Origin of the sequence: Microbacterium bovistercoris (genome assembly GCF_003387575.1) — a bacterium.
GTDB lineage: Bacteria > Actinomycetota > Actinomycetes > Actinomycetales > Microbacteriaceae > Microbacterium > Microbacterium bovistercoris.
The window spans coordinates 82,647-108,725 of sequence record NZ_QUAB01000033.1 but is presented as its reverse complement, the minus strand read 5'-3'; the positions used below and the strand labels follow the sequence as shown (position 1 = coordinate 108,725).

The following is a 26,079-nucleotide window of genomic DNA, read 5'->3' as shown; positions in this document are numbered from 1 at the left end:
GTCAGCCCGCGAGCTTCTGTCGGAGGTCGGCGAGCCGCGCGGAGATGCTGCCGTCGATCACGTCGTCGGCGACCTGCACGCGCAGGCCCCCCACCACAGTGGGGTCGACGACAACGTTCAGCGACACGTTGGAGCCGTACCGCCGGGTCAGCGCCTCGGTGAGGCGCGTGTGCTGCTCGGCCGAGAGCGGTGTCGCGGTCTGCACCGTGGCCACCACCGCGCCGCGCTGTGCGGCGACGATGCTCATGGCGCGGCTCAGCAGCTGGCGCACGCGGCGCTCCCGCGGCTGGCGCACCAGCGACGAGACGATCAGCTCGGTCGCCTGGCTGGTGCTGCCGCCGAGCACGCGCTCGACCAGGCCGGCCTTGGCGCTGCTGTCGCCCAGGCGGCTGCCGAGCGCCAGTTCGAGCTCCGGGTTGTCGGCGATGACTCGCGTCACCGCGAACAGTTCGCCGGACAGGTCCGCGTTCGGCTCGCCGATCGCGGCGGCACGGACCGCCAGCTCCTCGATGCCGTCCACCAGGTCGGAGGCCGAGGACCAGCGCTGCGAGACCGCAACGCGGAGCACCTCGCGCGTGGGCTCGGAAGCCTGAGCGAAGACGTCCGCCGCGACCTTCGCGCGGGCCTCGGCCGGAACCGACGGGTCGGCGAGCGCGCCGCTCAGCTGAACGGAATCACTGATCAGACGTGCGACGGCGAAGAGCTCGCCGGCGACGTCCACGGTGATCCCGGTCGCGCCGGCCAGAGCATTCGCGGTGGTCTCGAGCGCCTGAGTGGTCGCGCTGCCCATTACTTGGCCGCCGTCTCAGAGGCCTCGAGGTCGGCCAGGAAGCGGTCGACCACTGCCGCAGCGCGCTTGTCGTCGGACAGCGACTCGCCGACCACGCCACCGGCGAGGTCGATCGCGAGAGTGCCGACCTCGCTACGGAGGGAGACGAACGCGCTCTGGCGCTCGGCCTCGATCTGGGAGTGCGCCGCGGCGGTGATGCGAGCGGCTTCAGCGGATGCGGTCTCCTTGGCCTCGGCGACGATCTTCTTGCCGTCCTCGCGGGCGGCGTCGCGGATCGTCCCGGCCTCAGTGCGGGCCTCGGCGAGCTGGCGGGTGTACTCCTCCAGCGCTGCCTCGGCCTGCTTCTGCGCCTCGTCAGCCTTGGCGATGTTGCCCTCGATCGCTTCGGAGCGCTCGTCGAGCATCTTCGTCAGCTTCGGGATGGCGACCTTCCAGAACACCACGAGGATGATGACGAAGCAGATCGCCGACCAGAAGATGTCGTAGGTCGCCGGCAGCAGCGGACTGGGAGTTGCTTCCTCCGCCGCAGTGACAAGAGTGCTCAGCATCCTGTCTCCTTACGTGTGAGGTGTCGGATCAGAAGCCGAAGATGAAGCCGGCTGCGATACCGACGAAGGCGAGCGCCTCGGTGAAGGCGATACCGATCCACATCAGGACCTGCAGGCGGCCGGCCAGCTCGGGCTGACGGGCGACACCCTCGATCGTCTTGCCGACGACGATGCCGACGCCGATGGCCGGGCCGATGGCGGCGAGACCGTAACCGACAGCGGCGAGCGAGCCGGAGACATCAGCGAGAACCGTAGTTGCGTCCACGGGGGTTTTCCTTTCGGTTGGTGGGCAGGCGGTTGCCTGTCCCCTTTAGTGCTCTTCAGCGACCGCGAGCTGGATGTAGACCGCGGTCAGGACGGCGAAGATGTAGGCCTGGAGGACAGCCACCAGGATCTCGAACAGGGTGAAGGCGAGCCCGAAGGCGCCGGTTGCGACACCGAGTGCCGACCAGAAGCCGCCGAGTCCGAAGATGAAGAACTGGGTCGCCGAGAACAGCAGCACCAGCATGAGGTGGCCGACCATCATGTTCATCAGCAGTCGCAGCGTCAGCGTGACGGGCCGGATGATGAACGTCGAGATGAACTCGAGGATGGCGACGAACCACTGCAGGGCGATCGGGATGCCCGACGGGAACAGCGAGGCCTTGACGAAGCCCTTGGGGCTCTTCTTCACACCTGCGTAGATGAACGTCACGTAGGACACCAGCGCCAGCAGCAGCGGCACGGCGATCACGGAGGTTCCCGCGATGTTGATCCCGGGGATGATTCCCGTGATGTTCATGAACAGGATCATGAAGAACATCGTCATCAGGATCGGGAGGAAGCGATCCCCGTCCTTGCGGCCGAGCAGGTCGTGCGCGATGTTGTTGCGCACGAAACCGAAGCCCATCTCGATGATGCTCTGGAAGCGGCCGGGGACCATCTTCAGGCGACGGGTTCCGATGAGGAACAGCACGACCAGGACGACAGTGGCGAGGATCTGTGCGAGGTTGATCCGCGTGATCGCGAACGGCGTGCCTTCGAACAGCAGAACCGGCGGGAAGAACTCCCAGATCGACGGCGGATGGAACGTCGGATCCTCAGCGGCTGCTGCGATGAGAGTCACGGCTTGAGTCAACGTTGCGGCTCCAGCTTCGTCTGCGCCGATCGGAATCGGTGCGAAGGGGGACGGATGATCGTCACCCGCGATCACGCCGAGGCACAAGCCGGTTCAGCAATCTCTCAGCGGGGACTTCTACAGCCTAGCAAACTTGTGCGCCTGCTCACGAATCCGCGGGGTCCTCGGTGGATTCCGGGAGCTCGACATCGCTGACGTTCGGCATCCTCGTGCGCAGCATCACCACGACGTCGATGATGAGCGTCACGACGATGCCCGCCAGGATCGCGAAGAAGAACACCTGGGGCTGGACCCACGGCGCTCCGCGCAGCGTGGCGAGCACGACCAGGAAGATCACGAACTTCAGCAGCCAGCCGCCGAGCACGGCGCCGAAGAAGATCGGGACGTAGAGGTCGTCGCCGTACCAGTGATTCGCGATCAGGATGCTGATCGCCGTGATGGCGAGGAACACCGCCGCCAGCAGCACGCCCACGAGCGCGCTGATCAGGCCCGACTGCCCGGCCACCGCCCAGCCGATGAGGGCCCCGGCGACGGCGAGGACGCCGGTCGCGATGGCGCTGAGGATCAGGGTTCGGCGCAGCAGCGGGGTGCTGGTCGGCCTGGCAGGGGTGTTCATGACTTCTCCGGTGTTCGGGGCTTCGGTCGGGACGGATTGAGCGTGACCGCGAGGCAGGCGATGATGCCGATCACGCCGAAGGCGACGCCGACGAGGTAGCCGCCCGGCCAGTCCTCACGCGTGGCGATGTACATCAGCAGCACCGCGATCGAGATCACCGCGGTCCATGCGTAGAAGATCAGCACGGCATCACGGTCGCGGTGGCCGAGGTCGAGCATCCGGTGGTGCAGGTGCAGGCGATCCGGCGAGAACGGCGACTTGCCTGCGCGCATGCGGCGGAAGACGGCGAGACCGAAGTCCAGCAGCGGCAGCATGACGATCACCACGGGCAGCAGGATCGGGATGAACGCACCGAGCAGCTGGGAGCGGCCGAACTGCTCGGGGTCGAAGGCGTTCGAGGGCATCTGCCCGGTGAGGGCGACCGCCGAGGTGGCCATCAGCAGTCCGATCACCAGCGCACCGGAATCGCCCATGAACAGTTTGGCCGGGCTCCAGTTCAGCGGCAGGAAGCCCAGGCAGGCGCCGATCAGCACGGCGGCCAGGAAGGTCGCGAGGTTGAAGTAGCTGGACGCGCCGGAGTCGCGGGTGAGGGTGTAAGCGTAGATGAAGAAGACGCCGTTCGCGATCAGGCAGACGCCCGCGACCAGGCCGTCCAGGCCGTCGATGAAGTTCACCGCGTTCATCACCACGACCAGCGCGAACATCGTGACCCCGATGCTGACCCAGCTGGAGACGAGGATCATCTCGTCGAACGGGAGCGAGAGGATCTGCAGTCCGCCGCCGACGGTGATGATGCCGGCGGCGAGGAACTGCACGCCCAGCTTGATGAACCAGTCCAGGTCCCACAGGTCGTCGAGCACACCGACCAGCGCGATCAGCGCCGTCGCGCCGAGCACCGACCACATGGTGCTCGGCGGCACCCACATGATGTCGAAGAACGGGTTGGCCGCCGAGGCGGCGATGGCCGTCACGATGCCGAAGAAGATCGCGACTCCGCCGAGACGCGGCGTCGGTGTGGTGTGCACGTCCCGGTCGCGGATGCCGGGATAGAGCTTGTACTTCAGGCTCAGCTTCCACACCGCCCAGGAGAGCGCGAAGGTGACCGCCGCGGTCAGGATGACCGTGAAGAGGTACTGCTTCACGCGGGGCCGTCCGGAGCAGCAGGTCCGTCGGCGTCCTCCTCCTGCGCTCCCCCAGCGTCCTCAGCAGCCGTTTCCGGCCGCGTCGCCGCCGGCGGCGTCTCGGGCTCGAGCAGGTCGCCGAGCACAGCTTCGAGCTGCTCGCGGCTGATCGCACCCTGCCGCAGGATGCGCACGCGCGGCTCCTCGGCGGCCGGGTCGGCGAGCGAGGTGCAGTCGACGATCGTCGATGCGACGCCGTCCTCGCTGAGCCCGCCGTCGAGATACACCGACACGCTGTCGCCGAGCATCTCCTGAGCGTCGGCGGCCGAGGTCGCGACGTCCTTGCCGGTGAGGTTGGCGCTCGAGACGGCCAGAGGGCCGGTCTCCTCGAGGAGCTCGAGGGCGATCCGGCGATCCGGCATCCGCACGGCGACGGTGCCGAGCGTGTCGCCGAGATCCCAGGCGAGGGACGGCTGAGCAGGCAGGATGATCGTCAGACCGCCCGGCCAGAACTCGTCGACGAGCTGCTGCACGGGCGCGGGGATGCTCTCCACCAGTGCTGCGAGGGCCGCCTGCCCTGCGACGAGCACGGGCGGCGGCATGTCGCGCCCGCGACCCTTGGCGGCGAGCAGGCGGCTTACCGCAGCAGGCGAGAACGCATCTGCGGCGACGCCGTACACGGTGTCGGTGGGAAGGACGACGAGCTCGCCCCTGGCGATGGCCTGACGGGCGTGGCGCATACCGGCGAGGAGGTCGGCCTCATCGCTGCAATCGAAGACGGTAGACATGGCGGCCTCAGTCTACGCGGGCGCGGGCGGCTGAACCTGTCGAACCGGTGCCGATCCGCTGGCGGCGCGTCACGACCGCAGCGCCGTGGTCGCGCGGTCGCGCCGGGTGAGGTCCTGGTGCGTCGCCGCTCCCCGCCATCCGTCGGCGCCGAGGATGCCGCGGATCGCCTCGCCCTGCAGCTCGCCGTGCTCGAGCACCAGAACGCCCCCGGGGCGCAGCAGCTCGAGGGCACGCCTGCTGATCACCCGCACGACGTCGAGTCCGTCCGGGCCACCGTAGAGCGCCTGCGCAGGGTCGAACAGCCGCACCTCGGGGTCGCGCGGGATCGCGTCGTCGGGAACGTAAGGGGGATTCGAGATCACGACGGCGACGGTGCCGCGCAGTTCCTCGAACGCCGTCGAGAGGTCGCCGTGCGCGAGCGTCAGGTTCGCGGCGGCCGCGGTGTTCCGTGCCGCCCAGGGATACGCGTCGTCGGAGAGCTCGACGGCGTAGATCTTGGCGTGCGGCACTTCGGTGGCCATGGCCATGGCGATCGCACCGCTGCCCGTTCCGAGATCGATCCCGATCGGTTCGGGGTCCGGCATGCCGATCAGCGCGTCGATCGCGAACTGCACGACCTGCTCCGTCTCCGGACGAGGCACGAACACGCCCGGTCCCACGGCGAGCTCCAGGTGGCGGAACGGCGCGGTGCCGGTGAGGTGCTGCAGCGGCTCCCGGCCGGCCCGGCGCTGCGCGAGCGCCGTGAGCCGCTCGGCATCCGTCTCCGCGATCGCGTCGCCGCGCAGGGTGGCTGCCTGCACTCCCCCGCGCGACAGGCCAAGCACGTGGCCCGCGAGCAGCTCGGCGTCGACCTGAGGATCGTTCACGCCCGCATCCGCGAGCTGCTGGGCGACGGCGCGCAGCTGCGCGGAAAGGGTTTCTGGCATGGGTCCGAGTCTACGAGCAGACACATTCCGTCATCGTCCGGAGGCCGAGAAGTAGGCTGGTGCCGCTCTCGCCCCTTTATCCGAAAGGTCGCACCATGTCAGGTATCCATTCCGAGATCACCTCCACGTTCGGCAACACTCCGCTCGTGCGGCTGAACCGGCTCACCGAGGGCCTGGGCGCCACCGTCCTGGTCAAGCTCGAGTCGTTCAACCCCGCCTCCAGCGTGAAGGACCGCATCGGCATCGCGATCATCGACGCTGCCGAGGCCTCCGGCGAGCTGAAGCCCGGCGGCACGATCGTCGAGGCCACCAGCGGCAACACCGGGATCGCCCTGGCCATGGTCGGTGCGGCGCGCGGCTACCGCGTGATCCTGACGATGCCCTCCTCGATGTCGAAGGAGCGCCGCGTGCTGCTGAAGGCGTTCGGCGCGGAGCTCGTGCTCAGCGACCCGACGCTCGGCATGAAGGGCGCGATCGAGAAGCTCCAGGAGATCATCGAGACCACGCCCGGCGCGGTCTGGGCGCGGCAGTTCGAGAACGCGGCGAACCCGCAGGTCCACCGCGACACCACCGCACAGGAGATCCTGCGCGACACCGACGGCGACGTCGACGTGTTCATCGCCGGCGTCGGCACCGGCGGCACGGTCACCGGCACCGGCCAGGCGCTGAAGGCTGCCAAGCCCGGCGTCCAGGTCATCGCGGTCGAGCCCAAGGACTCGCCCCTGCTCTCCGAGGGCCGCGTCGGCCCGGCCAAGATCCAGGGCATCGGCCCCAACTTCGTCCCGCCTGTGCTCGACCGCGACGTCATCGACGAGATCATCACCGCCGAGTTCGACGAGTCGCTGGAGACCGCGCGCGCCCTCGCAGCCAAGGAGGGCCTGCTGGTCGGCATCTCCAGCGGCGCCGCCGTCGCGCAGGCGCTGAAGGTGGCCGCGCGCCCCGAGAACGCGGGCAAGACGATCGTCGTGATCGCGCCCGACACCGGCGAGCGGTACATCTCGACCGCGCTGTTCGAGGACCTGCGCGAGGACTGATGCCGATTCCTGGCATGTCATGGGCCGGGCGGATGCGCGAAGACATCGCGTCCGCCCGGCTTCGTGATCCCGCCGCGCGCAGCGCGTTCGAGATCGCCGTCCTGTACCCCGGTCTCCACGCGATCTGGGCGCACCGGGTGAACCATGTGCTGTGGCGGCGCGGTCTGCGCTTCCCCGCCCGCATGGGGTCGCAGCTGACCCGCTGGCTGACGGGGATCGAGATCCACCCCGCCGCCGTCATCGGCCGGCGCTTCTTCATCGACCACGGCATGGGCGTCGTGATCGGTGAGACCGCGGAGATCGGCGACGACGTCATGCTCTACCACGGGGTCACGCTCGGCGGACGGACGAGGGACGCCGGCAAGCGGCATCCCACACTCGAGGACGGCGTCCTCGTCGGCGCAGGTGCGAAGATCCTCGGTCCGGTCGTGATCGGCGCCGGCACTGCCATCGGGGCGAACGCCGTGGTCACGAAGGACGCCCCCGCGGACTCCGTGCTCACCGGAGTGCCCGCCAAGGCCCGCTCGCGTGCACCTGGCGAGAATCTCGCGCACCTGCTCTCCGCCCCCGAATACCTGATCTGAGCCCCCGCGCGCGCCCCGGCCCGCGTACCCTCGGGGACATGCACTGGGTGCTGCATGTCGATCTCGACCAGTTCATCGCGGCGGTCGAGGTGCTGCGGCGCCCGGAGCTCGCCGGCCTGCCGGTGATCGTGGGCGGACGCGGCGATCCCACCGAACGCGCGGTCGTCTCCACGGCGTCGTACGAGGCTCGCGCGTTCGGCGTCGGATCGGGGATGCCGCTGCGCATCGCCGCCCGCAAGGTGCCGGACGCCGTGATCCTTCCCGTCGACGCCCCCGCGTACCTAGCCGCCTCCGAAGAGGTCATGGCCGAACTGCGAGCACAGCCCGGCGCCGTCGTGCAGGTACTGGGCTGGGATGAGGCGTTCGTCGGCGTCGACACGGATGATCCGGAGGCGTACGCGCGCAGCATCCAGCAGGCCGTGCTCGCCAGGACCGAGCTGCACTGCAGCGTCGGCATCGGCGACACGCTCGTGCGGGCGAAGATCGCGACCGGCTTCGGCAAGCCGCGGGGCGTGTTCCGGCTCACCGCGGAGAACTGGGACGAGGTGATGGGCGACCGCCCGGTGATCGAGCTGTGGGGCATCGGCTCGAAAGTCTCGAAGCGCCTGCTCGGACTCGGCATCCGCACCGTCGCCGAGCTCGCCGCGGCTCCGGAGGGCGATCTCACGGCGGAGTTCGGCCCGCGGATGGGTCTCTGGTACCAGGAGCTCGGCCGCGGTGGCGTCTCGGCGATCGTCGACGACACACCCTGGGTGCCGCGCGGACACAGCCGCGAAACGACGTACCAGGTCGACCTCGAGGACCGCGCCGGGATCGTGCGGGCAGCACTCTCGCTGCTGGATCAGGTGCTCACGGATGTCGGTGATGACGGACGCCCGGTCGTCGGCCTCGGCCTGAAGGTGCGCTACGCGCCGTTCACCACCAAGACGTTCACGAAGCGGATCGGGTCGACGAGCGATCGCGAGATCATCGTCGCGAAGGCGGAGGAGCTCATCGCCCGGATCGATGAGGATCGACCGGTGCGTCTGCTGGGAATGCGCGCCGAGATGGCGATGCCTGATGACGCCAGGGACGGCCACACGCCGACGCGCGGCGGCTGGTGAGCGCTCAGGAGGCCTCGACCATGCCTCCGCTGTGCACCGGGCGGATCTCCACCGCCCCGCCGGCGAGCACGGCGGGGTTGTTCCGCGCCAGACGCGCGGCCTCGTCGATGTCGTCGGCCTCGATGACGTAGAAGCCCGCGACGATGTCACCGTCGGGCCGATGCACACCCTCGACGGCACCCGACCTCCTGACCGTCTTCGCGAACTCCTTGGGCGTGAGCGCGTAGGCGAGGCTCATCCTGCCGCTGGCGACCAGAGCTTCGTAGTCGTCATCGCACTCCTTCAGCTCCTCCGGTGTCGCGTCAGGAGCGTGGGCGGAATCGGAGACATGGATGAGGACGGCGAACTGCGGCATGGCATCTCCTGAAGTCGTGAGCAGAGCGAGCCTATCGCCGCCCTCCGACGAAGAGGAAGAACCCGTCGTCAGCTGCCGACGGCGCCGAGCCGCTCGGCCTCATCCGCCTCGATGCAGGAGGCGATCACCGGGGCGAGTGCGCCGTCCATGACCTGGTCGAGGTTGTACGCCTTGTAACCGGTGCGGTGGTCGGCGATCCGGTTCTCCGGGAAGTTGTAGGTGCGGATCCGCTCGGAACGGTCCATCCCGCGGATCTGGCTCTTCCGGGCATCCGAGGCCGCCGCCGCGAGCTCCTCCTGCTGCCTGGCCAGCAGTCGCGCGCGCAGCACGCGCATCCCCGCCTCGCGGTTCTGCAGCTGCGACTTCTCGTTCTGCATCGACACGACGATGCCGGTGGGCACATGGGTGATGCGCACCGCGGAGTCTGTGGTGTTCACGGACTGGCCGCCTGGTCCGGACGAGCGGAACACATCGATCTTCAGATCGTTCTGATCGATCTGGATCTCCTCGGGCTCATCCACCTCGGGGAACACCAGCACACCGGTGGTCGACGTGTGGATGCGCCCCTGCGACTCGGTCGCCGGTACGCGCTGCACGCGGTGCACGCCGCCCTCGTACTTCAGGTGCGCCCAGACGCCCTGGGCGGGGTCGCTCGAAGACCCCTTGATCGCGACCTGGACGTCCTTGTAGCCGCCCAGGTCGGACTCGTTGCGCTCCAGGAGCTCGGTCTTCCAGCCCATCGATGCCGCGTACTGGATGTACATCCGCAGCAGGTCGGCGGCGAACAGCGCCGACTCGGCACCGCCCTCCCCCGCCTTGATCTCCATGATCACGTCACGGGCGTCGTCGGGGTCGCGCGGGATCAGCAGCCGGCGCAGCTTCTCCTGCGCGGCCTGCAGCCCCGCTTCCAGCGCGGGCACCTCGTCGGCGAACGCGCTGTCCTCGCGAGCGAGTTCGCGCGCGGCATCCAGATCATCGGATGCCGCGGACCAGGCGTCGTACGCGGCGACGATGCGCGACAGCTCGGCGTAGCGCCGGTTCACGCGCTTGGCGCGCGCGGCATCGGCGTGCACCGCCGGGTCGGAGAGCTCCTCCTGCACCCGGCGGTGCTCGTCGATCAGCCCCTGGACGGACTCGAACACGATGTCAGCGGATGCTGTTCTCGTGCCCGTGGCTGTGGCCGGTCGCCGGCTGAGAGCCGGTGACCGACTTCTGCATCTGGACGTTCTGCATCTGAACGAGGAACTCCACGTTCGAGCTGGTCTCCTTGAGCTTGCCGAGCACGACCTCGAGTGCCTGCTGCGGGTCGAGACCCGCGAGCGCGCGACGCAGCTTCCAGGTGATCTTGACCTCGTCGGGCGAGAGCAGCATCTCCTCGCGGCGCGTGCTCGACGCGTTGACGTCGACCGCGGGGAAGATGCGCTTGTCGGCCAGCGCACGCGACAGGCGCAGCTCGCTGTTGCCGGTGCCCTTGAACTCCTCGAAGATGACCTCGTCCATCTTGGATCCGGTCTCCACCAGCGCGGTGGCGAGGATGGTCAGCGACCCGCCGTTCTCGATGTTGCGCGCGGCGCCGAAGAAGCGCTTCGGCGGGTACAGCGCGGATGCGTCCACACCGCCGGTGAGCACGCGGCCCGAGGTCGGGGTCGACACGTTGTAGGCGCGGCCGAGGCGGGTGATCGAGTCGAGCAGCACGACGACGTCGCGGCCCAGCTCGACCAGGCGCTTGGCGCGCTCGATCGCCAGCTCGGCGACCGTGGTGTGATCCTCGGCGGGCCGGTCGAAGGTCGAGGCGATGACCTCGCCCTTCACCGATCGCTGCATGTCGGTGACCTCTTCAGGACGCTCGTCCACGAGAACGACCATGAGGTGCACCTCGGGGTTGTTGTGCGCGATCGCGTTCGCGATCTGCTGCAGCACGATCGTCTTGCCCGCCTTCGGGGGCGCGACGATCAGACCGCGCTGGCCCTTGCCGATCGGGGCGACGAGGTCGATGATCCGCTGGGTCAGCTTCTCGGGCGCGGTCTCCAGGCGCAGGCGCTCCTGCGGGTACAGCGGAGTGAGCTTGCCGAACTCGACGCGGGTGCCCGCGTCGTCGGTGGACAGCCCGTTGATCGAGTCGACCTTCACCAGGGCGTTGTACTTCTGGCGGCCCTGCTGCTCGCCCTCGCGGGGCTGCTTGATGGCACCCACCACGGCGTCACCCTTGCGCAGGTTGTACTTCTTCACCTGGCCGAGCGAGACGTACACATCCGTCGGGCCGGGCAGGTAGCCGCTGGTGCGCACGAAGGCGTAGTTGTCGAGCACATCGAGGATGCCGGCGACCGGGATGAGCACGTCGTCCTCACCGATCTCGGTCTCGAACTCGTCGGTGGTCTGGTTGCTGCCGCCGCGGCGCTTGTTGCGCTGACGGGAACGACCGCTGCCCTGTTCGTCCTCGGCGGACGAGCTCTGCTGCTCCTGCTGACCGCCCTGGCCGTTCTGGCCACCCTGACCACGACCACGGTTGCGGCTGCGGTTGCGGGTGCGGCCGCGGCCGGTGCCCTCCTCGCCGTCGCCGGAGTCCTTGTTCTCGGGGTTCTGCTCGGCGGGCTTCTCGCCCTGCGAGGCAGCGGAGTCGGACGACTCGGATGCCGCAGTCTCGCCCTCGGCGGCCTGCTGCTCGGCCTTCTTGCCCCGGCGACGGGCCGGCTTCGTGGTCTCGCCCTCGGTGCTCTCGCTGTCGGCGGCGGGCTTCTCCGCGACCGGCTCTGCCGTCTCGGCCGACTCGGCGGCAGGCGCTGCCTTCGACGAGGCGCGACGCGAGGAGGCGCGCTTCGGGGGCGCCTCGGTCGCGGGTGCCTCGGCGGCCGGCTCGGCCGCGGCGACTGCGATGTCGAGGGTGTCGCCCTCGGGCGTGGCATCCGCCTTCTTCGCACGGCTGCGCGTCGCGCGCTTCGCCTTGGGCGCCTCGACGGGCGCCTCAGCGGCGTCGCTCGCCGGAGCGGCGGCGGGCGCGGCCTCGGCGGCATCCGCCTTCTCCGCCGCCTTTGCGGCAGCGGTCGCCGTGGTCGCGCGGCGAGGCGCCCGCTTGCGCGGCGCCTCGGCGGCCGGTGCCTCGGCAGCGGCCGGAGTGGATGCAGGGGCGTCGTTCACCGGCGCCGCCTGGTCGTTCTGGGTCTCGGAGAAGTTCTCCACGAGTACTCCCTCATATGTCGTGGGAAATGAGCAATCCTGAGCGCACAGCGATGCTGAGCGCGTTGCACGCACAGGCGACGAACGCCAGCCAGCCGGAACCGCGAAGGAACGGATTCCTTCTCAGACCGGGGAACACGTGCGGATCTCGCAGATGTGCGATGGGGCCAGATTCACGAAGTTACGTGGAGCCCTCCGCTCGATTCCTTACTGTACCACCCCGCACGTCGACGGCGAGCATGTGCGCGGTCCACGGGGTGTCCGTGACGGAATCCGCCAGTTCGACGGCGTCCTGGCGATGACCGGGGCCGTCCGCGAGCACCAGCACACTGGGCCCGGCCCCCGAGACGACGGCGGCGAAGCCCGCCTGACGCAGCGCCTGCACCAGCCGCAGCGTCTCGGGCATCGCCGGTCCCCGATAGTCCTGGTGCAGCCGGTCGGCCGTGGCGTCCAGGAGCAGCTCCGGGCTCTGCGTGAGGGCCGCCACCAGCAGCGCCGAGCGCGACACGTTGAACACCGCATCCTCGCGCGGCACCTGCGGCGGCTGCAGCGAGCGGGCCAGCGAGGTCGACATCGTGAACCCGGGGACGAACACCAGCGGCGCCACACCACGGTGCACGAGCAGCTTCTTGTGGGCCGGCCCTCGCTCGCCGATCCAGGCGATCGTCAGGCCGCCGAACAGTGCGGGTGCGACGTTGTCGGGGTGACCCTCGAGCTCCGTCGCGAGGCGCAGCAGCGCGTCGTCGTCGAACTCGACGTCACCGGCGAGCAGCCCCTTCGCCGCGAGGATTCCTGCGGTGACAGCCGCTCCGGACGAGCCGAGCCCCCGGCCGTGCGGAACGCCGTTGTCGGCGACGATGCGCAGCCCCGGCATCGGCCTGCCGGCATCGGCGAAGACGTGCGCGATCGTGCGCACGACCAGATTCGTGGCGTCCGTCGGGATCTCGTCTGCGCCCGAGCCGGACACGATGATCTCCAGCCTGTCGTCGTCGAACGACGACACGGTCAGGTGGTCGTAGAAGCTCAGCGCCAGGCCGAGGGTGTCGAAGCCCGGTCCGAGGTTGGCACTGGTCGCGGGGACGGTGATGTCGACGGTGCGGAGGGCACCGGTGACGGGCTCGCCCACCGGCTGATCGGTCGGTTCGGCGGCGGGGACGACGGTGACGCTCACGGTCACTCGCCTTCGACGCGCAGCACGGACACGACGCGCTCGACGACCTCGCTGGCGGCGAGGCTGTCGACCGTGGCGCTGAGCGCCTCGTCAGCCGCGCGGTGGGTGCCGATGATGAGGCGGGCGGTGCCGCCCTCCTCGCCGTTCGGCTCGGCCACCGTCTGCAGCACCGTCGCCACGGACACGCCGCCCTCGCTGAGCAGGCCTGCGACCGTGGCGAGCACGCCCGGTGCATCCGACACCTCGAGGGTGATCTGATAGCGCGTGGTGACGTGGCCGATCGGCACGATCGGCAGGTTCGCCCTGGTGGACTCCCCCACACCCGTACCGCCGGCGATGTGCCGGCGCGCGGCCGAGACCACGTCGCCCAGCACCGCCGACGCGGTCTGGACGCCACCCGCACCCGCACCGTAGAACATCAGGGGGCCCGCGGCCTCCGCCTCGACGAAGACGGCGTTGTTGGCGCCGTGCACCGAGGCGAGCGGGTGCGAGCGCGGCACGAGGGCCGGGTAGACCCGCACCGAGATCGATTCCGCCCCCTCGTCGACGAGGCGCTCGCACACCGCGAGCAGCTTGATGACGAAGCCGGCGTCACGCGCTTCCTCGATCATGTCCGCGGTGATGGCGGTGATGCCCTCGCGGTGCACGGTCTCGAGCGGCACCGCGGTGTGGAAGGCGAGGGATGCCAGGATCGCGGCCTTCTGCGCGGCGTCGTAGCCCTCGACGTCGGCGGTCGGGTCGGCCTCGGCGTATCCCAGACGCTGGGCGTCGGCGAGGACGTCGGCGAAGTCGGCGCCCTCGGTGTCCATGCGATCGAGGATGTAGTTCGTGGTGCCGTTGACGATGCCCATGATCCGCACGACGCGGTCGCCGGCGAGAGAGTCGCGCAGCGGGCGGATGATCGGGATCGCACCGGCGGCGGCGGCCTCGTAGTAGACCGAGGCGCCGACGCGATCGGCCGCCTCGAACACCTCCGGCCCGTGCGTGGCCAGCAGCGCTTTGTTCGCGGTCACGACGTCGGCCCCGGACCCCAGCGCGAGCAGGGTGTGCGCACGGGCGGGCTCGATGCCGCCGATCAGCTCGACCACGATGTCGGCACCCGTGATGAGCGCCTCGGCGTCGGTGGTGAACAGCTCCGGCGGAAGGTCGACGTCACGGTGTGCGTCCAGGTTGCGCACGGCGATGCCGGCCAGTTCGAGCTCGGCGCCCGCGCGATCGGCGAGTTCATCACCGTGCCGCAGCAGGAGTCCTGCCACCTGGGATCCCACGGCTCCGGCGCCCAGCAGCGCCACTCGAAGTCGTCGGTACTCGGTCATCTCTCTCCTTCGGAGGTCTGCGAGGTCTCGGAGCCGGACTCGGGCTCCCAGATGCCGGCGTCGCGCGACAGCAGGTCGGCGACCGTCTCACCGCGCACGATCACTCTGGCCGCCCCGTCGCGCACGGCGACGATCGGTGGACGCGGGACGTGGTTGTAGTTGTTCGACAGCGGCGCGCAGTACGCGCCGGTCGCCGGCACAGCGAGCAGATCGCCCGGGGCGGCGTCTGCGGGCAGATACTCGTGGTCGACGACGATGTCACCGGACTCGCAGTGCTTGCCGACGACCCGCGACAGCACGGGTTCTCCATCGCCGTCGCGGGAGGCGAGCCGCGCCGAGAACTGCGCGCCGTACAGCGCGGTGCGCGCATTGTCGCTCATCCCGCCGTCCACGCTGAGATACCTGCGGCTGCCGCCTTCGAGGACGACGTCCTTGATCGTGCCGATCTCGTAGAGCGTGACGCCTGCGTTGCCGATGATCGATCGCCCAGGCTCGAACGACAGAGCGGGCACCTCGATGCCCCGCGCCGCGCACCCTTCCGCGATGGCGCCGACGATGCCCTCTGCGAGCTCGCGGACCGGTGCGGGGTCGTCGACCCGTGTGTAGGCGATGCCGAATCCGCCGCCGAGATTCAGCTGCGGGACGGGTCCGTCCGCGAGCAGCACCGCGTGCAGATCGAGCAGGCGCGACGCCGACTCGCGGAAGCCGGCGCTGCCGAAGATCTGCGATCCGATGTGGCAGTGCAGCCCGACGAACTCCAGTCCGGGAAGCTCGCGGATGCGGGCCACCACGGCTGCGGCATCCGCCAGCGGGAGACCGAACTTCTGGTCCTCGTGCGCGGTGGCGAGGAAGTCGTGCGTCTCGGCGTGCACACCGCTGTTGACCCGCAGCATCACGCGCTGCACCGCACCGGTACGTGCCGTGATCGCCGCCAGGCGCTCGATCTCGATCGCGCTGTCGATGATGATCGTGCCGACGCCGGCCTCGACGGCGCGCTCGAGCTCGGCGACCGACTTGTTGTTGCCGTGGAAGCCGATCCGGGACGGTTCGACCGCTGCGCCGAGCGCGACCTGCAGCTCGCCGCCCGTGCACACGTCGACACCCAGCCGCTCCTCTGCCATCCATCGCGCGACGGTGGTGCACAGGAACGCCTTGCCCGCGTAATAGATGCGAACGCTCGTGCCGTGGGTGGCCGCGGCCTTCTCGAACGCGTCGCGCAGGGCTGTTGCGCGACGGCGGACCTCGCCCTCGTCGATCACCAGCACGGGGGTGCCGTACGAACGGACCAGATCGCCGACGGGCACGCCGCCGAGCACGAGGGCTCCGTCCGCGTCGCGATGCGCGGACTCCGGCCACACCCCCTCTGCGAGATCATCGGGATCGTCGGGCACGACCAGCCATTCGGGGGCGAGCGCGGTGGGGGCGGAATGCACGGGGCAGGTCACCAATCGTGGGAGGGATCCTCGGACGGAACGACGCACGCCGCGAGGTTCCCCCGATTCTAGGGCACGGTCGTGCACTCGCCTGTCAAGCCCTCCGCATCATGACGGCGACACGGATAGGGTGGCGCCGATGGAAGACGAATCGCCCTCGAAATCCTCGCCTCCTGCCTCCGGCGGGCTCACCGGACTGCGGGACGGGCTCATCCGCGCCGCCCTGCGGCTGCGCATCGTGAGGGCCGTGCTGCTGCATCTCGCACGCCGCGGCCCGATGCTGGCCGACGCGGTCACCTACCGTGCGCTGTTCGCCGTGTTCGCCGCTGTGCTGCTGGGGTTCTCGATGGCGGCGCTCTGGCTGGCCGGAGACGATGCGGCATGGAACGCGGTCGTCTCCGCCGTCGACGCGGCTCTTCCGGGGCTGATCGCCGAGGGGGGCGAGGGCGGGATCGTCGATCCGTCCAGCATCCGGGCACCCGCGGGCCTGACCATCGCCGGTGTCCTCTCCGCGATCGGCCTGGTCGGCGCGGCGATGGGCGGGATCAACTCGCTGCGGGCCGCCATCCGCACGATCTCGGGCACAGCATCCGAGGATGCTCCCTGGCTGCGGGCGACCGCACGCAATCTGCTGCTGGCTATCGTGATCGGTGCGACGTTCCTCGCCGCTGCCGCGCTGACCTTCGCCGGCCGCCTGGCCGTGCGCTGGTCTGCGCGCGCGGTGGGCATGCCGGAGGACTCCGATGCCGTGTTCTGGTCGGTGCGGGTGCTCTCGCTGGTCGTCGTCCTCGGCCTGAACGCCGTCCTGATCGTCGCCGCCTTCCGCACGCTCTCCGGCGTGACTGCTCCGCGTCGTGCGCTCTGGGGCGGCGCACTCGGTGGAGCGATCGGGCTGCTGGTGCTTCAGGAGCTCTCCGGGCTCTTCGTCAGCGGCGCGAAGGCGAACCCGCTGCTGGCCTCGTTCGCGTCACTGCTGGCGCTGCTGATCTGGCTCAACCTCTCCACGCAGCTGATCCTGCTCGCGACGGCCTACATCGTGATCGCCGCAGAGGAGAGCACCGAGCGGGTGCGCAGCAGGCACGGCGCGCAGACGCTGGCGCAGTACCGACTGCGCCGCGCCGAGCAGGAGGTGATCGCGGCCACATCGACGCTGCGTCAGGCGCAGCGCGCGGTGTCCGATGAGCGCGGAGAATCCTGACCGGATTCCGCTCAGGGGCAGGTTCCGTTCTCCTGCAGCGAAGGATCGACGGTGATCCGGCCGTCGACGTCGACGTCGGCGACTGCCGTGTCTGCGTCGATCTTCAGACCCGTGAGCGTGAGTCCTGCCGGCAGCTGGTCGGCGATGCAGATCCGCTGCGTCTGCGCGAGACCGGAACCGATCCCGCCGAGCCGGTCGGCCAGCTGGGCGATGTCGAGGTCGATGCCGCCGAGAGTCGCCGACACCGGGGTGAGCAGCAGCTCACCGGCATCCGCGCCGGGAGTGACGGTGAGCGCGACCGGGATCGACAGCCCGAGCACGGGCACGCTGCCGCTGACCGTGACATCCGGTGCGTCGAAGGCGACATCGTCGATCGGCAGGTCGGTCTTCTCCACCAGTCCGGCGAACTGGTCCTCGGGGATCGTGACCGTCCCCTCGGCGTGACCGATCGCGCCGCCGCCGATCGGGACTCCCGTGGCCATGACGTCGACGGCGCCGGTGATGCCGCCGACTTCGACGCTGTCGCTGGAAAGATCCAGCCTGCCCAGGCGGCCGGAGATCAGCTGCGGCACCAGCAGTCCGTATGTCTGCACGTCGAGCTGCTGATCCGCGGGCAGGCCCATGTTGTCGACGACGACGCTGCGGACCACGTTCGGCACGACGGCGCGCGCGACGAGTTCGGCGGTCACGGCCAGCGCCGCGAGCAGGACCGCCACGATGAGCACCACCCACGGCCAGCGCCTGCGGCGCCTCGGCTGCGGAGCCGACTGCGCGAGGTCATCCGGCAGCGGCAGGGTGGGGTACGCCGAGGTGTCGCTCACATGCGCTCCGGCGCACTGACCCCGAGCAGCTGGAGGCCGTTGCGCAGCACGACACCGGTGGCGTCGTTCAGCCACAGCCGCGTGCGGTGCACCGACTCGATCGGGTCGTCGCCCTGCGGGATGACGCGGCAGTTGTCGTACCAGCGGTGGTAGAGACCGGCCAGCTCCTCGAGGTAGCGCGCGATCCGGTGCGGCTCGCGCACTTCGGCGGCGAACGCGACGAGGCGCGGGAACTCCTGCAGTGCGCCCAGCAGCGCCGACTCGGTCTCGTGGGTCAGCGTCTCGGGTACGAACTCCGAGCGGTCCACACCGGAATCCCCCGCATTGCGGGCCACGTTGTGTGTGCGGGCGTGCGCGTACTGCACGTAGAACACCGGGTTGTCGTTGGTGCGCTTCTGCAGCAGCTCGGGATCGAGCGCGAGCGGTGAGTCGGCGGGGTAGCGCTCCAGCGAGTACCGCAGCGCGTCGGTGCCGAGCCACTCACGCAGGTCGTCCATCTCGATGATGTTGCCCGCGCGCTTGGACAGCCGCGCGCCGCCCACCGAGACGAGCTGCCCGATCAGCACCTCGATGTCCTTCTCGGGGTCGTCGCCCGCCGCCCCGGCAAGCGCCTTGAGGCGATGCACGTAGCCGTGGTGGTCGGCTCCCAGCAGGTAGATCTTGTGCTCGAAACCGCGGTCGCCCTTGTTGAGGTAGTAGGCGGCATCAGCAGCGAAATACGTGTACTCGCCGTTGGAGCGGCGGATGACACGATCCTTGTCGTCGCCGAAGTCCGTGGTGCGCACCCAGACGGCGTCCTCCTCGTCGAAGACGTGCCCCTGCTCGCGCAGCCGGTCGACCGCCTGGTCGACGAGGCTGGGGCCACCGTCCTCGCCGTCGGCGTGCAGGATGCGCTCCGAGAACCAGACGTCGAAGTCGACGTTGAACTGGGCGAGCGAAGCCTGCTGCTCGGCGAGCTGGTACTCGTATCCGAGCTCCCGAGCGACCAGCAGCTGGTCGTGATCCGCCAGTTCGGTGAAGTCGGGGCGCGCGGCGATGACCCGCTGAGCGAGGTCGGCGATGTATCCCCCGACGTACCCGCCCTCGGGGGTCGGCTCGCCCTTCGCCGCCGCGACGATCGAAGCGGCGAAGCGCTCCATCTGCGCGCCGGCGTCGTTGATGTAGAACTCCCGAGCCACATTCGCACCGGATGCCGCGAGAAGGCGTGCGATCGCGTCGCCGAGGGCGGCCCAGCGCGTGTGCCCGATGTGCAGCGGACCGGTCGGGTTGGCCGAGACGAACTCGATGTTGATCGAGCGCCCGGCCTGGGAGTCGTTCGATCCGTAGGTCTCGCCCGCGTCGACGATCGTCTTCGCCAGGGCCCCGGCGGCGGCGGCATCCAGTCGGATGTTGACGAACCCCGGTCCCGCGACGTCTGCTGCGGCGATGCCGTCGACGTTCACGAGGCCGTCGGCGATCTGCTGGGCGAGCTCGCGCGGATTGGTGCCGAGCCTCTTGGCCAGACGCATCGCGATGTTCGACGCCCAGTCGCCGTGGTCCCGGTTGCGCGGACGCTCCAGAACGATGTCGGATGCCGTGATATCGGTCTCTTCCCCGGGTCGCAGCGCCGCCGCGATCGGGGCGATGACGGCGAGGATTTCCTGGGCGAGCGTTTCCGGGTTCATAGACCTTCTACTCTACGCGGTGCGCCTGTGCGTCACCGGGCGCGCGCCGCGGCGACGGACTCGGCCAGCCGTGCGTGCCCGGCGGCATCCACCTCGGCACCCGCGTGCCGCAGGGCGAGCACAGCCGAGCCGAGCACGCCGTCGGCTGCCGGGAGCAGTTCCACGGCGGCATCGAGATCGGCGACGCGGGCGGCGAACACGTCGATGAGAAGGCCCGGCTGGGCCAGCACGCTGCCACCGACCACGAGCGGCCCTGTGCCCTGGTACGCCGCGGCGAACGAGTGCGCGAGCAGCTCCCCCGCCTCGGTCAGGATGCCGCGTGCGACCTGGTCGCCGGATGCCGCGAACACCAGTGGCGCCAGCCTCGCGAGCTCGACCGGCCGCCCGCGGTAGATCTGGCGGATCAAAGCCTCCAGCAGAGCAGGGCGCCCGTAGCCCAGTGATTCCGAGGGCATGATCTCGAGTGCCTCGAGGACGGCAGGGGTGAGTGCGGTCGGCGCGCCGCGCCCGTCGAGTTCCTCCACCGCCGCCAGTGCGGCCCGGTGGCCGATCCAGAAGCCGCTGCCGCGGTCGCCGAGCAGCCAGCCCAGACCGTCCACGGTGCCCACGAGCCGCCCCGCCTCGGAGCGGATCACCGATGCTCCGGTGCCGGACACGATCGCGTACCCGTCCGGCGCCGCGGTGCCCGAGAAGTACAGGGCGAGCAGGTCGGACTCGAAGACCAGCCGGCCGCTGAACCCCGCGTCTCGCAGCGCCTGCAGCAGCCATCCCTCCTCACCGCTGGCGCCGTGACCGGCCACGGCGGCGACGATGAGGTCGAGTTCGTCGATCGCCTTCCCTCCCGCGGCGAGCGCCTGCGCGACGGCGTCCACGATGCTGCGGCCGGCGAGCTCCTGTCCGGCCGATGTCGGGTTGCCGCTCCCCGACTTCCCGTATCCGAGGCACTCCGCGGCCGTGGTCAGGAGCGTCGCCCTCGTGGACGTCCCGCCGGCGTCGATGCCGGCGATCAGACCACCGCGATCAGATTGTGACGTGTTCATCGTTGACCTTCGAACGGAATGAGAATAGATTTCGGAAGGACGCTTACCAAACGTATGCGATTTTCACTGGAGGCAATGGTGCCACGGACGGCCCTACCCGGCAACGATGTCAGCATCGCACGCCGGATCGACGCCGGACGCTCACGCATGCCGTCCGCCATGGCCAGGGTCGCCGACGTCGTGGAGCAGCATCCGGACGCTCCCCTCGAGCTCACGATCACCGAGTTGGCCGTGCGCGCACGCACCTCCGCGGCGACCGTCACGCGGTTCTGCCGGCTGATCGGATTCGACGGCTACACGCAGTTCCGCGTGCGCGTCGCGTCTGAGATCGGGCGCGCCAGCGTCGCTCCGGAGTCCCCGCGTCGCGCACGCCGCGATCTCGCGCCCGACGACCCGCCGGAGGTCCTCGTGCAGACGCTGATGGAGACGCACCGCCGTGCTCTCGAGGCGACCGCCGACCGGCTGGACCTGACGGCGATCTCCCGCGCCGCCGAGGCGATCGCCAACAGCGACCATCTGGACATCTACGCCGTCGGGGGCAGCGGCATCATGGCCGCCGCGCTGCAGGGCCGTCTCTACCGCATCGGCGTGAACGCGCACCTCTGGACGGCCGCCCATGACGGCCTCGCCTCGGCCGCGCTGCGCGACCGCACCAGCGTCGCGATCGGCATCTCGAGCACGGGGACCACCGTCGACACCGTGCAGATGCTCTCGCGCGCAGCGGTCTCGGGTGCGTTCACGATCGCCATCACCCACGACGCGCAGTCCGCCCTCGCGGACCTGGCCGATGTCGTCGTCACCACCGCCGCCCACGTCCCCGAGCTGCGGCCCGACGACCTGTCGGTGAAGCACTCGCAGATGTTCGTGCTCGACCTGCTCTATCTGCTCGTCGCCCAGCAGGACTTCGCCACGGCGACCGCCCGCCTCACCGACACCGCGAGAGCCGTCGCCGCGCTGCGCCGTCCTCGCCGCACGACCCCCGTCCGCCTTCCCCGAGGAATCCAGGAGATCCGATGACCGCCACTCCCTCCGACCTGCTGCGCGAGGCCACCACCCGACTCGAGCGGATCACCGCCCTCGCCGACAGCGGCGGCCTGGACGGCGCCGTCGCGCTGCTCACGCGCGCCCTCGAGGACGGCGGCGTGATCCACGCGTTCGGCACCGGGCACTCCGAGGCGTTCGCGATGGAGATCGCCGGGCGTGCAGGCGGACTGATCCCCACGAACAAGATCGCACTGCGCGACCTGGTGCTGCACGGGGACCGGGATGCCGTCATCCTCACCGGTTCGCTGGAGCGCGAGCCCTGGCTCGTGGACGAGCTCATGGCGCTCACGCCGGTCGGCGAGCACGACGTCTTCGTGATCGCATCGAACTCGGGCGTGAACGGGTCGATCGTGGGCGTCGCGCTGTGGGCGAAGGAGCACGGTCACCCGGTCATCGCGGTGACCAGCCTGGACCACACCGCGAAGGTCGAACCGAAGCATCCGAGCGGCAAGCGCCTCAGCGAGGTCGCCGACGTCGTGATCGACAACCTCGCACCCTACGGCGACTCCACGCTCGAGGTCGCCGAGGGCATCGGTGCGGGCGCGATCTCCTCGATCACGGCCGCCTTCATCGCGCAGCTGCTGACTCTCGGCGTCGCTCGGCAGATCGCCGAGACAGGCCAGAAGCCGCCCATGTACATCTCTGCCAACATCCCGGGAGGAGACGAACACAACCACGCACTGGAAGAGCTCTATGCAGGGCGGATCCGTCGCGGCGCCTGACGCCGCCGGATCGTTACCCGCAGAGGGCAACGTTACGAATACCCTGGGCCGCAAGGCCACCACAATCACACATCCCCAACACCAGGGAAGGTAGTCACAAGATGGAAATCGAGAACACCTCCATCAGCCGCCGCAACCTGCTGCGCGGAGCCATCGCCACGGCGGCGCTGGTCCCGTTCGGCATGACGCTCGCCTCGTGCGCAGCACCCGGCGGCAGCACCGGCGGCGGCGAGAAGGGCGAGGTCACTGCTGACAACCCCTTCGGCGTCGCAGCGAACTCGAAGGTCGACGCGGTCATCTTCGACGGCGGCTACGGAGTGGACTACGTCGAGAACTCCGCCAAGATCATGGAGGGCAACAAGGGCCTCGACGGCGTGACCGTCAAGGTCTCGTCCTCCACGAAGATCGCACAGGAGCTGCAGCCGCGCTTCGTCGGTGGCAACCCGCCGGACCTCATCGACAACTCCGGTGCGAACTCGATCGGCTGGAACACCATCCTCGATCAGCTCGAGGACCTCAGCGACGTGCTGGAGTCGGAGAACCTCGAGGGCAAGAAGATCGGCGACACGCTGTTCGACGGTGTGAAGGCACCGGGCACGTTCGGCGACAAGTTCGCCGCGATCAACTACGTGTTCACGACCTACGGCGTCTGGTACTCCGGCAGCCTGTTCGAGGAGAACGGCTGGGAGCCGCCGAAGACCTGGAAGGACCTCAAGGCTCTGGGCGCCGCAGCCAAGGAGAAGGGCAAGTACCTCTTCCTCTGGGGCCAGGAGGCGGCGACGTACTACCAGACGCTCGTCATCGACTCCGCGGTCATCCAGTCCGGCGACGAGGTGCGCCTCCCGCTGGAGAACCTGGAGCCGGGCTGCTGGTCGCACCCGACCCTGCAGGCGATCCTCACGGAGCTGTACGACCTGATCCAGGCCGGCTACATGAAGCCGGGCGGTGCGGGTACGAAGTTCACGCAGGCGCAGTCCCAGTGGAGCCTCGACCAGGAGGCGCTGCTCTACCCCTCGGGCTCGTGGATCGAGAACGAGATGAAGAAGCAGACCGCGGACAACTTCCAGATGAAGGGCGTGCGCGAGATGCCTCTCGACGACAACGCCACGACTCCTGCCGGCTACATGCGTGCCGAGGCCGGCGAGCCGTTCATCGTTCCGTCGAAGGCCAAGAACCCGGCCGGCGGCAAGGAGCTGCTCCGCACGATGCTCTCGAAGGAGTCCGCGACCGCGTTCTCCAAGGAGAAGCTCGCCCCGACCGTCGTCAAGGACATCGTCCCCGAAGACGGATTCGGCTCCACGGCACTGGTGTCGCAGGTCGAGATGATCGCGGCCGCCGGGACCGGCATGTTCACGATCAAGTCGACCAACCTGTACGGCATGAACTCCGACCAGCTGCCGATCTGGAACACGTTCCTCGCCGGCGACATGACGGTCGCCGAGATCACCAAGCAGCTGCAGGCGCTGGTGGACAANCCGGCGACATGACGGTCGCCGAGATCACCAAGCAGCTGCAGGCGCTGGTGGACAAGATCGCGAACGACTCCTCCATCGAGAAGATCGAGATCAAGTGAGCACCATCCCCTCTCTCGAGGGTGCGGACACCGTCACGGTGTCCGCACCCCGCTCGGGGCGCCGCAGGGCGCCCCGAGCGGGGCTCCCTCGCAAGCTGACCTGGGACTACGCATCGTTCCTGCTGGTGTTCCTGGTCCTTCCGCTGGTGATCTTCCTGGTCTTCGTGATCTCGCCGTTCGTCCAGGCCCTGTACTACTCGATGACGAACTGGACCGGCTTCTCGCCGGACATGCAGTTCATCGGGCTGCAGAACTTCGTGAAGCTGTTCAACGACCCCACGTTCCTGCAGGCGATGGGCAACAACATCCTGCTCGCCGTGGTGGTGCCCCTGATCACGATCGTGATCGCCCTCATCTTCGCGAGCATGATCACCGTCGGCGGCCCGAGCCACGGCAACGTCCGCGGACTGCGCGGCTCGAGCTTCTACCGGGTGGTGTCGTTCTTCCCGTACGTCATCCCCGCCATCGTCATCGCGATCCTGTGGAGCATGATCTACGCGCCCACCGGTCTGCTCAACGGCGTCCTGGGCGCCCTGGGCATCGACAACAACCAGTGGGCCTGGCTGGGTGAGCAGTCCACCGCCATGGGAGCGACGATCTTCGTGATCGTCTGGAGCATGGTCGGGTTCTACATGATCCTGTTCATCGCCGCGATCAAGGGCATCCCCGGCGAGACCCTCGAAGCCGCCCGCATCGACGGCGCAGGCCGGTTCCGCACCGTGACCTCCATCCTGCTTCCGCAGATGCGCGACAACGTGCAGACCGCCTACATCTACCTGGGGATCCTGGCCCTGGACGCCTTCGTCTACATGGCCGGCCTGAACTCCACCGGCGGCCCCTCGAACAGCACCCTGGTGATGAGCCAGTACCTGTTCCGCACCGCATTCGAGAAGGGCCAGTTCGGCCTCGCCACCGCCATGGGCGTGGTGCTCGCGGTCATCACCCTGCTGTTCGCCGCCCTCGTGATCGGCGTGTTCCGCCTGATCGGCGGCAAGGATGAAGGAGGACGCGCATGAGCACCGACACGCGCGCCGCTGTCACGATCGACAAGAAGAAGTCCGGCGCTCCGCAGGAGATCCACACGACGAAGTCGACCACCGGTGACAAGGTCGTCGGCGGAGCATCCCACGTCATCCTCGCGATCTGGTCGGTCATCGTCATCCTGCCGATGGTGTGGACCCTGATCGGCTCGTTCAAGACCACCAAGGAGATCTTCGCCTCGCCCTTCGGGCTGCCGGAGAACTGGAACTTCGACAACTACATCAGCGCCTGGGTCGACAACAACTTCGGCGGCATGTTCGTCAACACCGTCATCGTGGTCGGCTGCTCGCTGGTGCTGGTGATGATCCTGGGCGCCATGTGCGCCTATGTGCTGGCCCGGTTCTCGATCCCCGGCAGCCGGATCATCTACTACCTGATGCTGGCAGGGCTCACCTTCCCGGTGTTCCTCGCCATCGTGCCCCTGTTCTTCATCCTGCAGGGCATGCAGCTGCTGAACACCCTGCCGGGCCTGATCATCACCTATGTGGCGTTCGCTCTGCCCTTCACGGTGTTCTTCCTGTACTCGTTCTTCAAGTCACTGCCGTACGAGATCCAGGAGGCCGCCTACGTGGACGGCGCCAGCGAGTGGCGCACCTTCTTCCAGGTGATGCTGCCCATGGCCAAGCCGGGCATGGCGGCGATCGCGATCATGAACTTCCTCGGTCTGTGGAACCAGTTCCTGCTCCCGATCTCGCTGAACACGAACCGCGACAACTACGTGCTCTCGCAGGGCATGGCGTCCTACGCGTCGTCCGCGGGCTACGCACTGGACTTCGGCCAGATGTTCGCCGCGGTGATGATCACGATCATCCCGGTGCTGATCGTCTACATCCTGTTCCAGCGCCAGCTGCAGGGATCCGTGTCCCAGGGCACGTCCAAGTAGCCGGCGGAGCGCTTAT

The 26,079-nt window shown here is 69.0% G+C and carries 26 protein-coding genes; 9 read left to right on the top strand and 17 right to left on the bottom strand.

Annotated features, from left to right (window positions below; all coding sequences use genetic code 11):
- Window position 1: 1 nt before the first annotated feature.
- From DY023_RS05830 to prmC, 8 genes are all read right to left on the bottom strand, one after another.
- Window positions 2-790: a F0F1 ATP synthase subunit delta gene (locus DY023_RS05830; RefSeq protein ID WP_116241392.1), complete on the bottom strand. Its 789-nt coding sequence runs from the start codon at window positions 788-790 to the stop codon at window positions 2-4.
- Window positions 790-1,338, bottom strand: a complete 549-nt coding sequence (locus DY023_RS05825; protein ID WP_116241391.1) for a F0F1 ATP synthase subunit B — start codon at window positions 1,336-1,338, stop codon at window positions 790-792. The genes DY023_RS05830 and DY023_RS05825 overlap by 1 nt, the downstream gene beginning before the upstream one ends.
- Before the next feature lie 28 nt (window positions 1,339-1,366).
- Entirely contained in the window at window positions 1,367-1,603 is a 237-nt protein-coding gene (gene atpE, locus DY023_RS05820) for an ATP synthase F0 subunit C (RefSeq protein WP_116241390.1), read from the bottom strand.
- A 45-nt stretch (window positions 1,604-1,648) separates the two neighbouring features.
- Entirely contained in the window at window positions 1,649-2,443 is a 795-nt protein-coding gene (gene atpB / locus DY023_RS05815) for a F0F1 ATP synthase subunit A (RefSeq protein WP_245958610.1), read from the bottom strand.
- A 157-nt stretch (window positions 2,444-2,600) separates the two neighbouring features.
- The gene (locus DY023_RS05810) at window positions 2,601-3,071 is read right to left on the bottom strand and encodes a Cg1360 family ATP-synthase-associated protein (RefSeq protein WP_116241389.1); all 471 of its coding nucleotides are present in this window, start codon (window positions 3,069-3,071) and stop codon (window positions 2,601-2,603) included.
- Window positions 3,068-4,213, bottom strand: a complete 1,146-nt coding sequence (locus DY023_RS05805; protein ID WP_116241388.1) for an MraY family glycosyltransferase — start codon at window positions 4,211-4,213, stop codon at window positions 3,068-3,070. The genes DY023_RS05810 and DY023_RS05805 overlap by 4 nt, the downstream gene beginning before the upstream one ends.
- The gene (locus DY023_RS05800) at window positions 4,210-4,980 is read right to left on the bottom strand and encodes an L-threonylcarbamoyladenylate synthase (protein ID WP_116241387.1); all 771 of its coding nucleotides are present in this window, start codon (window positions 4,978-4,980) and stop codon (window positions 4,210-4,212) included. The genes DY023_RS05805 and DY023_RS05800 overlap by 4 nt, the downstream gene beginning before the upstream one ends.
- 69 nt (window positions 4,981-5,049) lie before the next feature.
- Window positions 5,050-5,907 (bottom strand): peptide chain release factor N(5)-glutamine methyltransferase, encoded by an 858-nt coding sequence (gene prmC / locus DY023_RS05795; RefSeq protein WP_116241386.1) that lies wholly within the window; start codon window positions 5,905-5,907, stop codon window positions 5,050-5,052.
- A 95-nt stretch (window positions 5,908-6,002) separates the two neighbouring features.
- Here prmC and cysK point away from each other — a divergent pair, with 95 nt between their 5' ends.
- Genes cysK through DY023_RS05780 form a run of 3 tightly spaced genes read left to right on the top strand, consistent with a single transcriptional unit; the run spans window position 6,003 to window position 8,628 of the window.
- A complete protein-coding gene (gene cysK / locus DY023_RS05790; protein WP_116241385.1) occupies window positions 6,003-6,941 on the top strand; it encodes a cysteine synthase A in 939 nt (312 codons plus the stop codon).
- A 14-nt stretch (window positions 6,942-6,955) separates the two neighbouring features.
- On the top strand, window positions 6,956-7,525 hold the full coding sequence (epsC, locus tag DY023_RS05785; protein WP_116241384.1) for a serine O-acetyltransferase EpsC: 570 nt from the start codon (window positions 6,956-6,958) through the stop codon (window positions 7,523-7,525).
- 38 nt (window positions 7,526-7,563) lie between these two features.
- On the top strand, window positions 7,564-8,628 hold the full coding sequence (locus DY023_RS05780) for a DNA polymerase IV (RefSeq protein ID WP_181905735.1): 1,065 nt from the start codon (window positions 7,564-7,566) through the stop codon (window positions 8,626-8,628).
- A gap of 4 nt (window positions 8,629-8,632) precedes the next feature.
- Here DY023_RS05780 and DY023_RS05775 read toward each other — a convergent pair whose 3' ends face one another.
- From DY023_RS05775 to lysA, 6 genes are all read right to left on the bottom strand, one after another.
- Window positions 8,633-8,983, bottom strand: coding sequence for a YciI family protein (locus DY023_RS05775; RefSeq protein ID WP_116241383.1), 351 nt, complete (start codon window positions 8,981-8,983; stop codon window positions 8,633-8,635).
- Window positions 8,984-9,051: 68 nt separating this feature from the next.
- A complete protein-coding gene (gene prfA / locus DY023_RS05770) occupies window positions 9,052-10,125 on the bottom strand; it encodes a peptide chain release factor 1 (protein WP_116241382.1) in 1,074 nt (357 codons plus the stop codon).
- A gap of 4 nt (window positions 10,126-10,129) precedes the next feature.
- A complete protein-coding gene (gene rho / locus DY023_RS05765) occupies window positions 10,130-12,160 on the bottom strand; it encodes a transcription termination factor Rho (protein WP_116241381.1) in 2,031 nt (676 codons plus the stop codon).
- A gap of 178 nt (window positions 12,161-12,338) precedes the next feature.
- Window positions 12,339-13,283: a homoserine kinase gene (gene thrB, locus DY023_RS05760; protein ID WP_116241451.1), complete on the bottom strand. Its 945-nt coding sequence runs from the start codon at window positions 13,281-13,283 to the stop codon at window positions 12,339-12,341.
- A gap of 47 nt (window positions 13,284-13,330) precedes the next feature.
- Complete coding sequence (locus DY023_RS05755) at window positions 13,331-14,644, bottom strand: homoserine dehydrogenase (protein ID WP_116241380.1); 1,314 nt, start codon at window positions 14,642-14,644, stop codon at window positions 13,331-13,333.
- Window positions 14,641-16,077, bottom strand: coding sequence for a diaminopimelate decarboxylase (gene lysA, locus DY023_RS05750; RefSeq protein ID WP_245958609.1), 1,437 nt, complete (start codon window positions 16,075-16,077; stop codon window positions 14,641-14,643). Before lysA ends, DY023_RS05755 begins: the two co-directional genes overlap by 4 nt.
- Before the next feature lie 139 nt (window positions 16,078-16,216).
- Here lysA and DY023_RS05745 point away from each other — a divergent pair, with 139 nt between their 5' ends.
- Entirely contained in the window at window positions 16,217-17,275 is a 1,059-nt protein-coding gene (locus DY023_RS05745) for a YhjD/YihY/BrkB family envelope integrity protein (RefSeq protein ID WP_116241379.1), read from the top strand.
- 11 nt (window positions 17,276-17,286) lie between these two features.
- Here the strand turns inward: DY023_RS05745 and DY023_RS05740 are convergent, their stop codons facing one another.
- From DY023_RS05740 to DY023_RS05730, 3 genes are read right to left on the bottom strand one after another with little or no spacing between them, the layout of a single operon-like run.
- Window positions 17,287-18,096, bottom strand: a complete 810-nt coding sequence (locus tag DY023_RS05740) for a DUF2993 domain-containing protein (RefSeq protein WP_116241378.1) — start codon at window positions 18,094-18,096, stop codon at window positions 17,287-17,289.
- Complete coding sequence (gene argS / locus DY023_RS05735) at window positions 18,093-19,760, bottom strand: arginine--tRNA ligase (protein WP_116241377.1); 1,668 nt, start codon at window positions 19,758-19,760, stop codon at window positions 18,093-18,095. The genes DY023_RS05740 and argS overlap by 4 nt, the downstream gene beginning before the upstream one ends.
- 32 nt (window positions 19,761-19,792) lie before the next feature.
- The gene (locus DY023_RS05730; protein ID WP_116241376.1) at window positions 19,793-20,800 is read right to left on the bottom strand and encodes an N-acetylglucosamine kinase; all 1,008 of its coding nucleotides are present in this window, start codon (window positions 20,798-20,800) and stop codon (window positions 19,793-19,795) included.
- An 18-nt stretch (window positions 20,801-20,818) separates the two neighbouring features.
- Between DY023_RS05730 and DY023_RS05725 the strand changes: the two genes are divergently transcribed.
- The 5 genes from DY023_RS05725 to DY023_RS05705 all read left to right on the top strand — a co-directional run bounded on the left by DY023_RS05725 (window position 20,819) and on the right by DY023_RS05705 (window position 26,063).
- The gene (locus DY023_RS05725) at window positions 20,819-21,817 is read left to right on the top strand and encodes a MurR/RpiR family transcriptional regulator (RefSeq protein WP_116241375.1); all 999 of its coding nucleotides are present in this window, start codon (window positions 20,819-20,821) and stop codon (window positions 21,815-21,817) included.
- Window positions 21,814-22,566, top strand: coding sequence for a sugar isomerase domain-containing protein (locus DY023_RS05720; protein ID WP_116241374.1), 753 nt, complete (start codon window positions 21,814-21,816; stop codon window positions 22,564-22,566). The genes DY023_RS05725 and DY023_RS05720 overlap by 4 nt, the downstream gene beginning before the upstream one ends.
- 101 nt (window positions 22,567-22,667) lie before the next feature.
- Entirely contained in the window at window positions 22,668-24,053 is a 1,386-nt protein-coding gene (gene ngcE / locus DY023_RS05715; protein WP_245958608.1) for an N-acetylglucosamine/diacetylchitobiose ABC transporter substrate-binding protein, read from the top strand.
- 91 nt (window positions 24,054-24,144) lie between these two features.
- Window positions 24,145-25,155, top strand: a complete 1,011-nt coding sequence (locus tag DY023_RS05710) for a carbohydrate ABC transporter permease (RefSeq protein WP_425453432.1) — start codon at window positions 24,145-24,147, stop codon at window positions 25,153-25,155.
- Window positions 25,152-26,063, top strand: coding sequence for a carbohydrate ABC transporter permease (locus DY023_RS05705; RefSeq protein ID WP_116241373.1), 912 nt, complete (start codon window positions 25,152-25,154; stop codon window positions 26,061-26,063). Before DY023_RS05710 ends, DY023_RS05705 begins: the two co-directional genes overlap by 4 nt.
- The last annotated feature ends 16 nt before the right edge of the window (window positions 26,064-26,079 follow it).

Coding starts and splice junctions, on each gene's coding strand:
- DY023_RS05830 (WP_116241392.1), bottom strand. CDS start 790: ATGGGCAGCGCGACCACTCAGGCGCTCGAGACCACCGCGAATGCTCTG.
- DY023_RS05825 (WP_116241391.1), bottom strand. CDS start 1,338: ATGCTGAGCACTCTTGTCACTGCGGCGGAGGAAGCAACTCCCAGTCCG.
- DY023_RS05810 (WP_116241389.1), bottom strand. CDS start 3,071: ATGAACACCCCTGCCAGGCCGACCAGCACCCCGCTGCTGCGCCGAACC.
- DY023_RS05800 (WP_116241387.1), bottom strand. CDS start 4,980: ATGTCTACCGTCTTCGATTGCAGCGATGAGGCCGACCTCCTCGCCGGT.
- prmC (WP_116241386.1), bottom strand. CDS start 5,907: ATGCCAGAAACCCTTTCCGCGCAGCTGCGCGCCGTCGCCCAGCAGCTC.
- cysK (WP_116241385.1), top strand. CDS start 6,003: ATGTCAGGTATCCATTCCGAGATCACCTCCACGTTCGGCAACACTCCG.
- epsC (WP_116241384.1), top strand. CDS start 6,956: ATGTCATGGGCCGGGCGGATGCGCGAAGACATCGCGTCCGCCCGGCTT.
- DY023_RS05780 (WP_181905735.1), top strand. CDS start 7,564: ATGCACTGGGTGCTGCATGTCGATCTCGACCAGTTCATCGCGGCGGTC.
- DY023_RS05775 (WP_116241383.1), bottom strand. CDS start 8,983: ATGCCGCAGTTCGCCGTCCTCATCCATGTCTCCGATTCCGCCCACGCT.
- DY023_RS05755 (WP_116241380.1), bottom strand. CDS start 14,644: ATGACCGAGTACCGACGACTTCGAGTGGCGCTGCTGGGCGCCGGAGCC.
- DY023_RS05745 (WP_116241379.1), top strand. CDS start 16,217: ATGGAAGACGAATCGCCCTCGAAATCCTCGCCTCCTGCCTCCGGCGGG.
- argS (WP_116241377.1), bottom strand. CDS start 19,760: ATGAACCCGGAAACGCTCGCCCAGGAAATCCTCGCCGTCATCGCCCCG.
- DY023_RS05730 (WP_116241376.1), bottom strand. CDS start 20,800: ATGAACACGTCACAATCTGATCGCGGTGGTCTGATCGCCGGCATCGAC.
- DY023_RS05725 (WP_116241375.1), top strand. CDS start 20,819: ATGAGAATAGATTTCGGAAGGACGCTTACCAAACGTATGCGATTTTCA.
- DY023_RS05720 (WP_116241374.1), top strand. CDS start 21,814: ATGACCGCCACTCCCTCCGACCTGCTGCGCGAGGCCACCACCCGACTC.
- DY023_RS05705 (WP_116241373.1), top strand. CDS start 25,152: ATGAGCACCGACACGCGCGCCGCTGTCACGATCGACAAGAAGAAGTCC.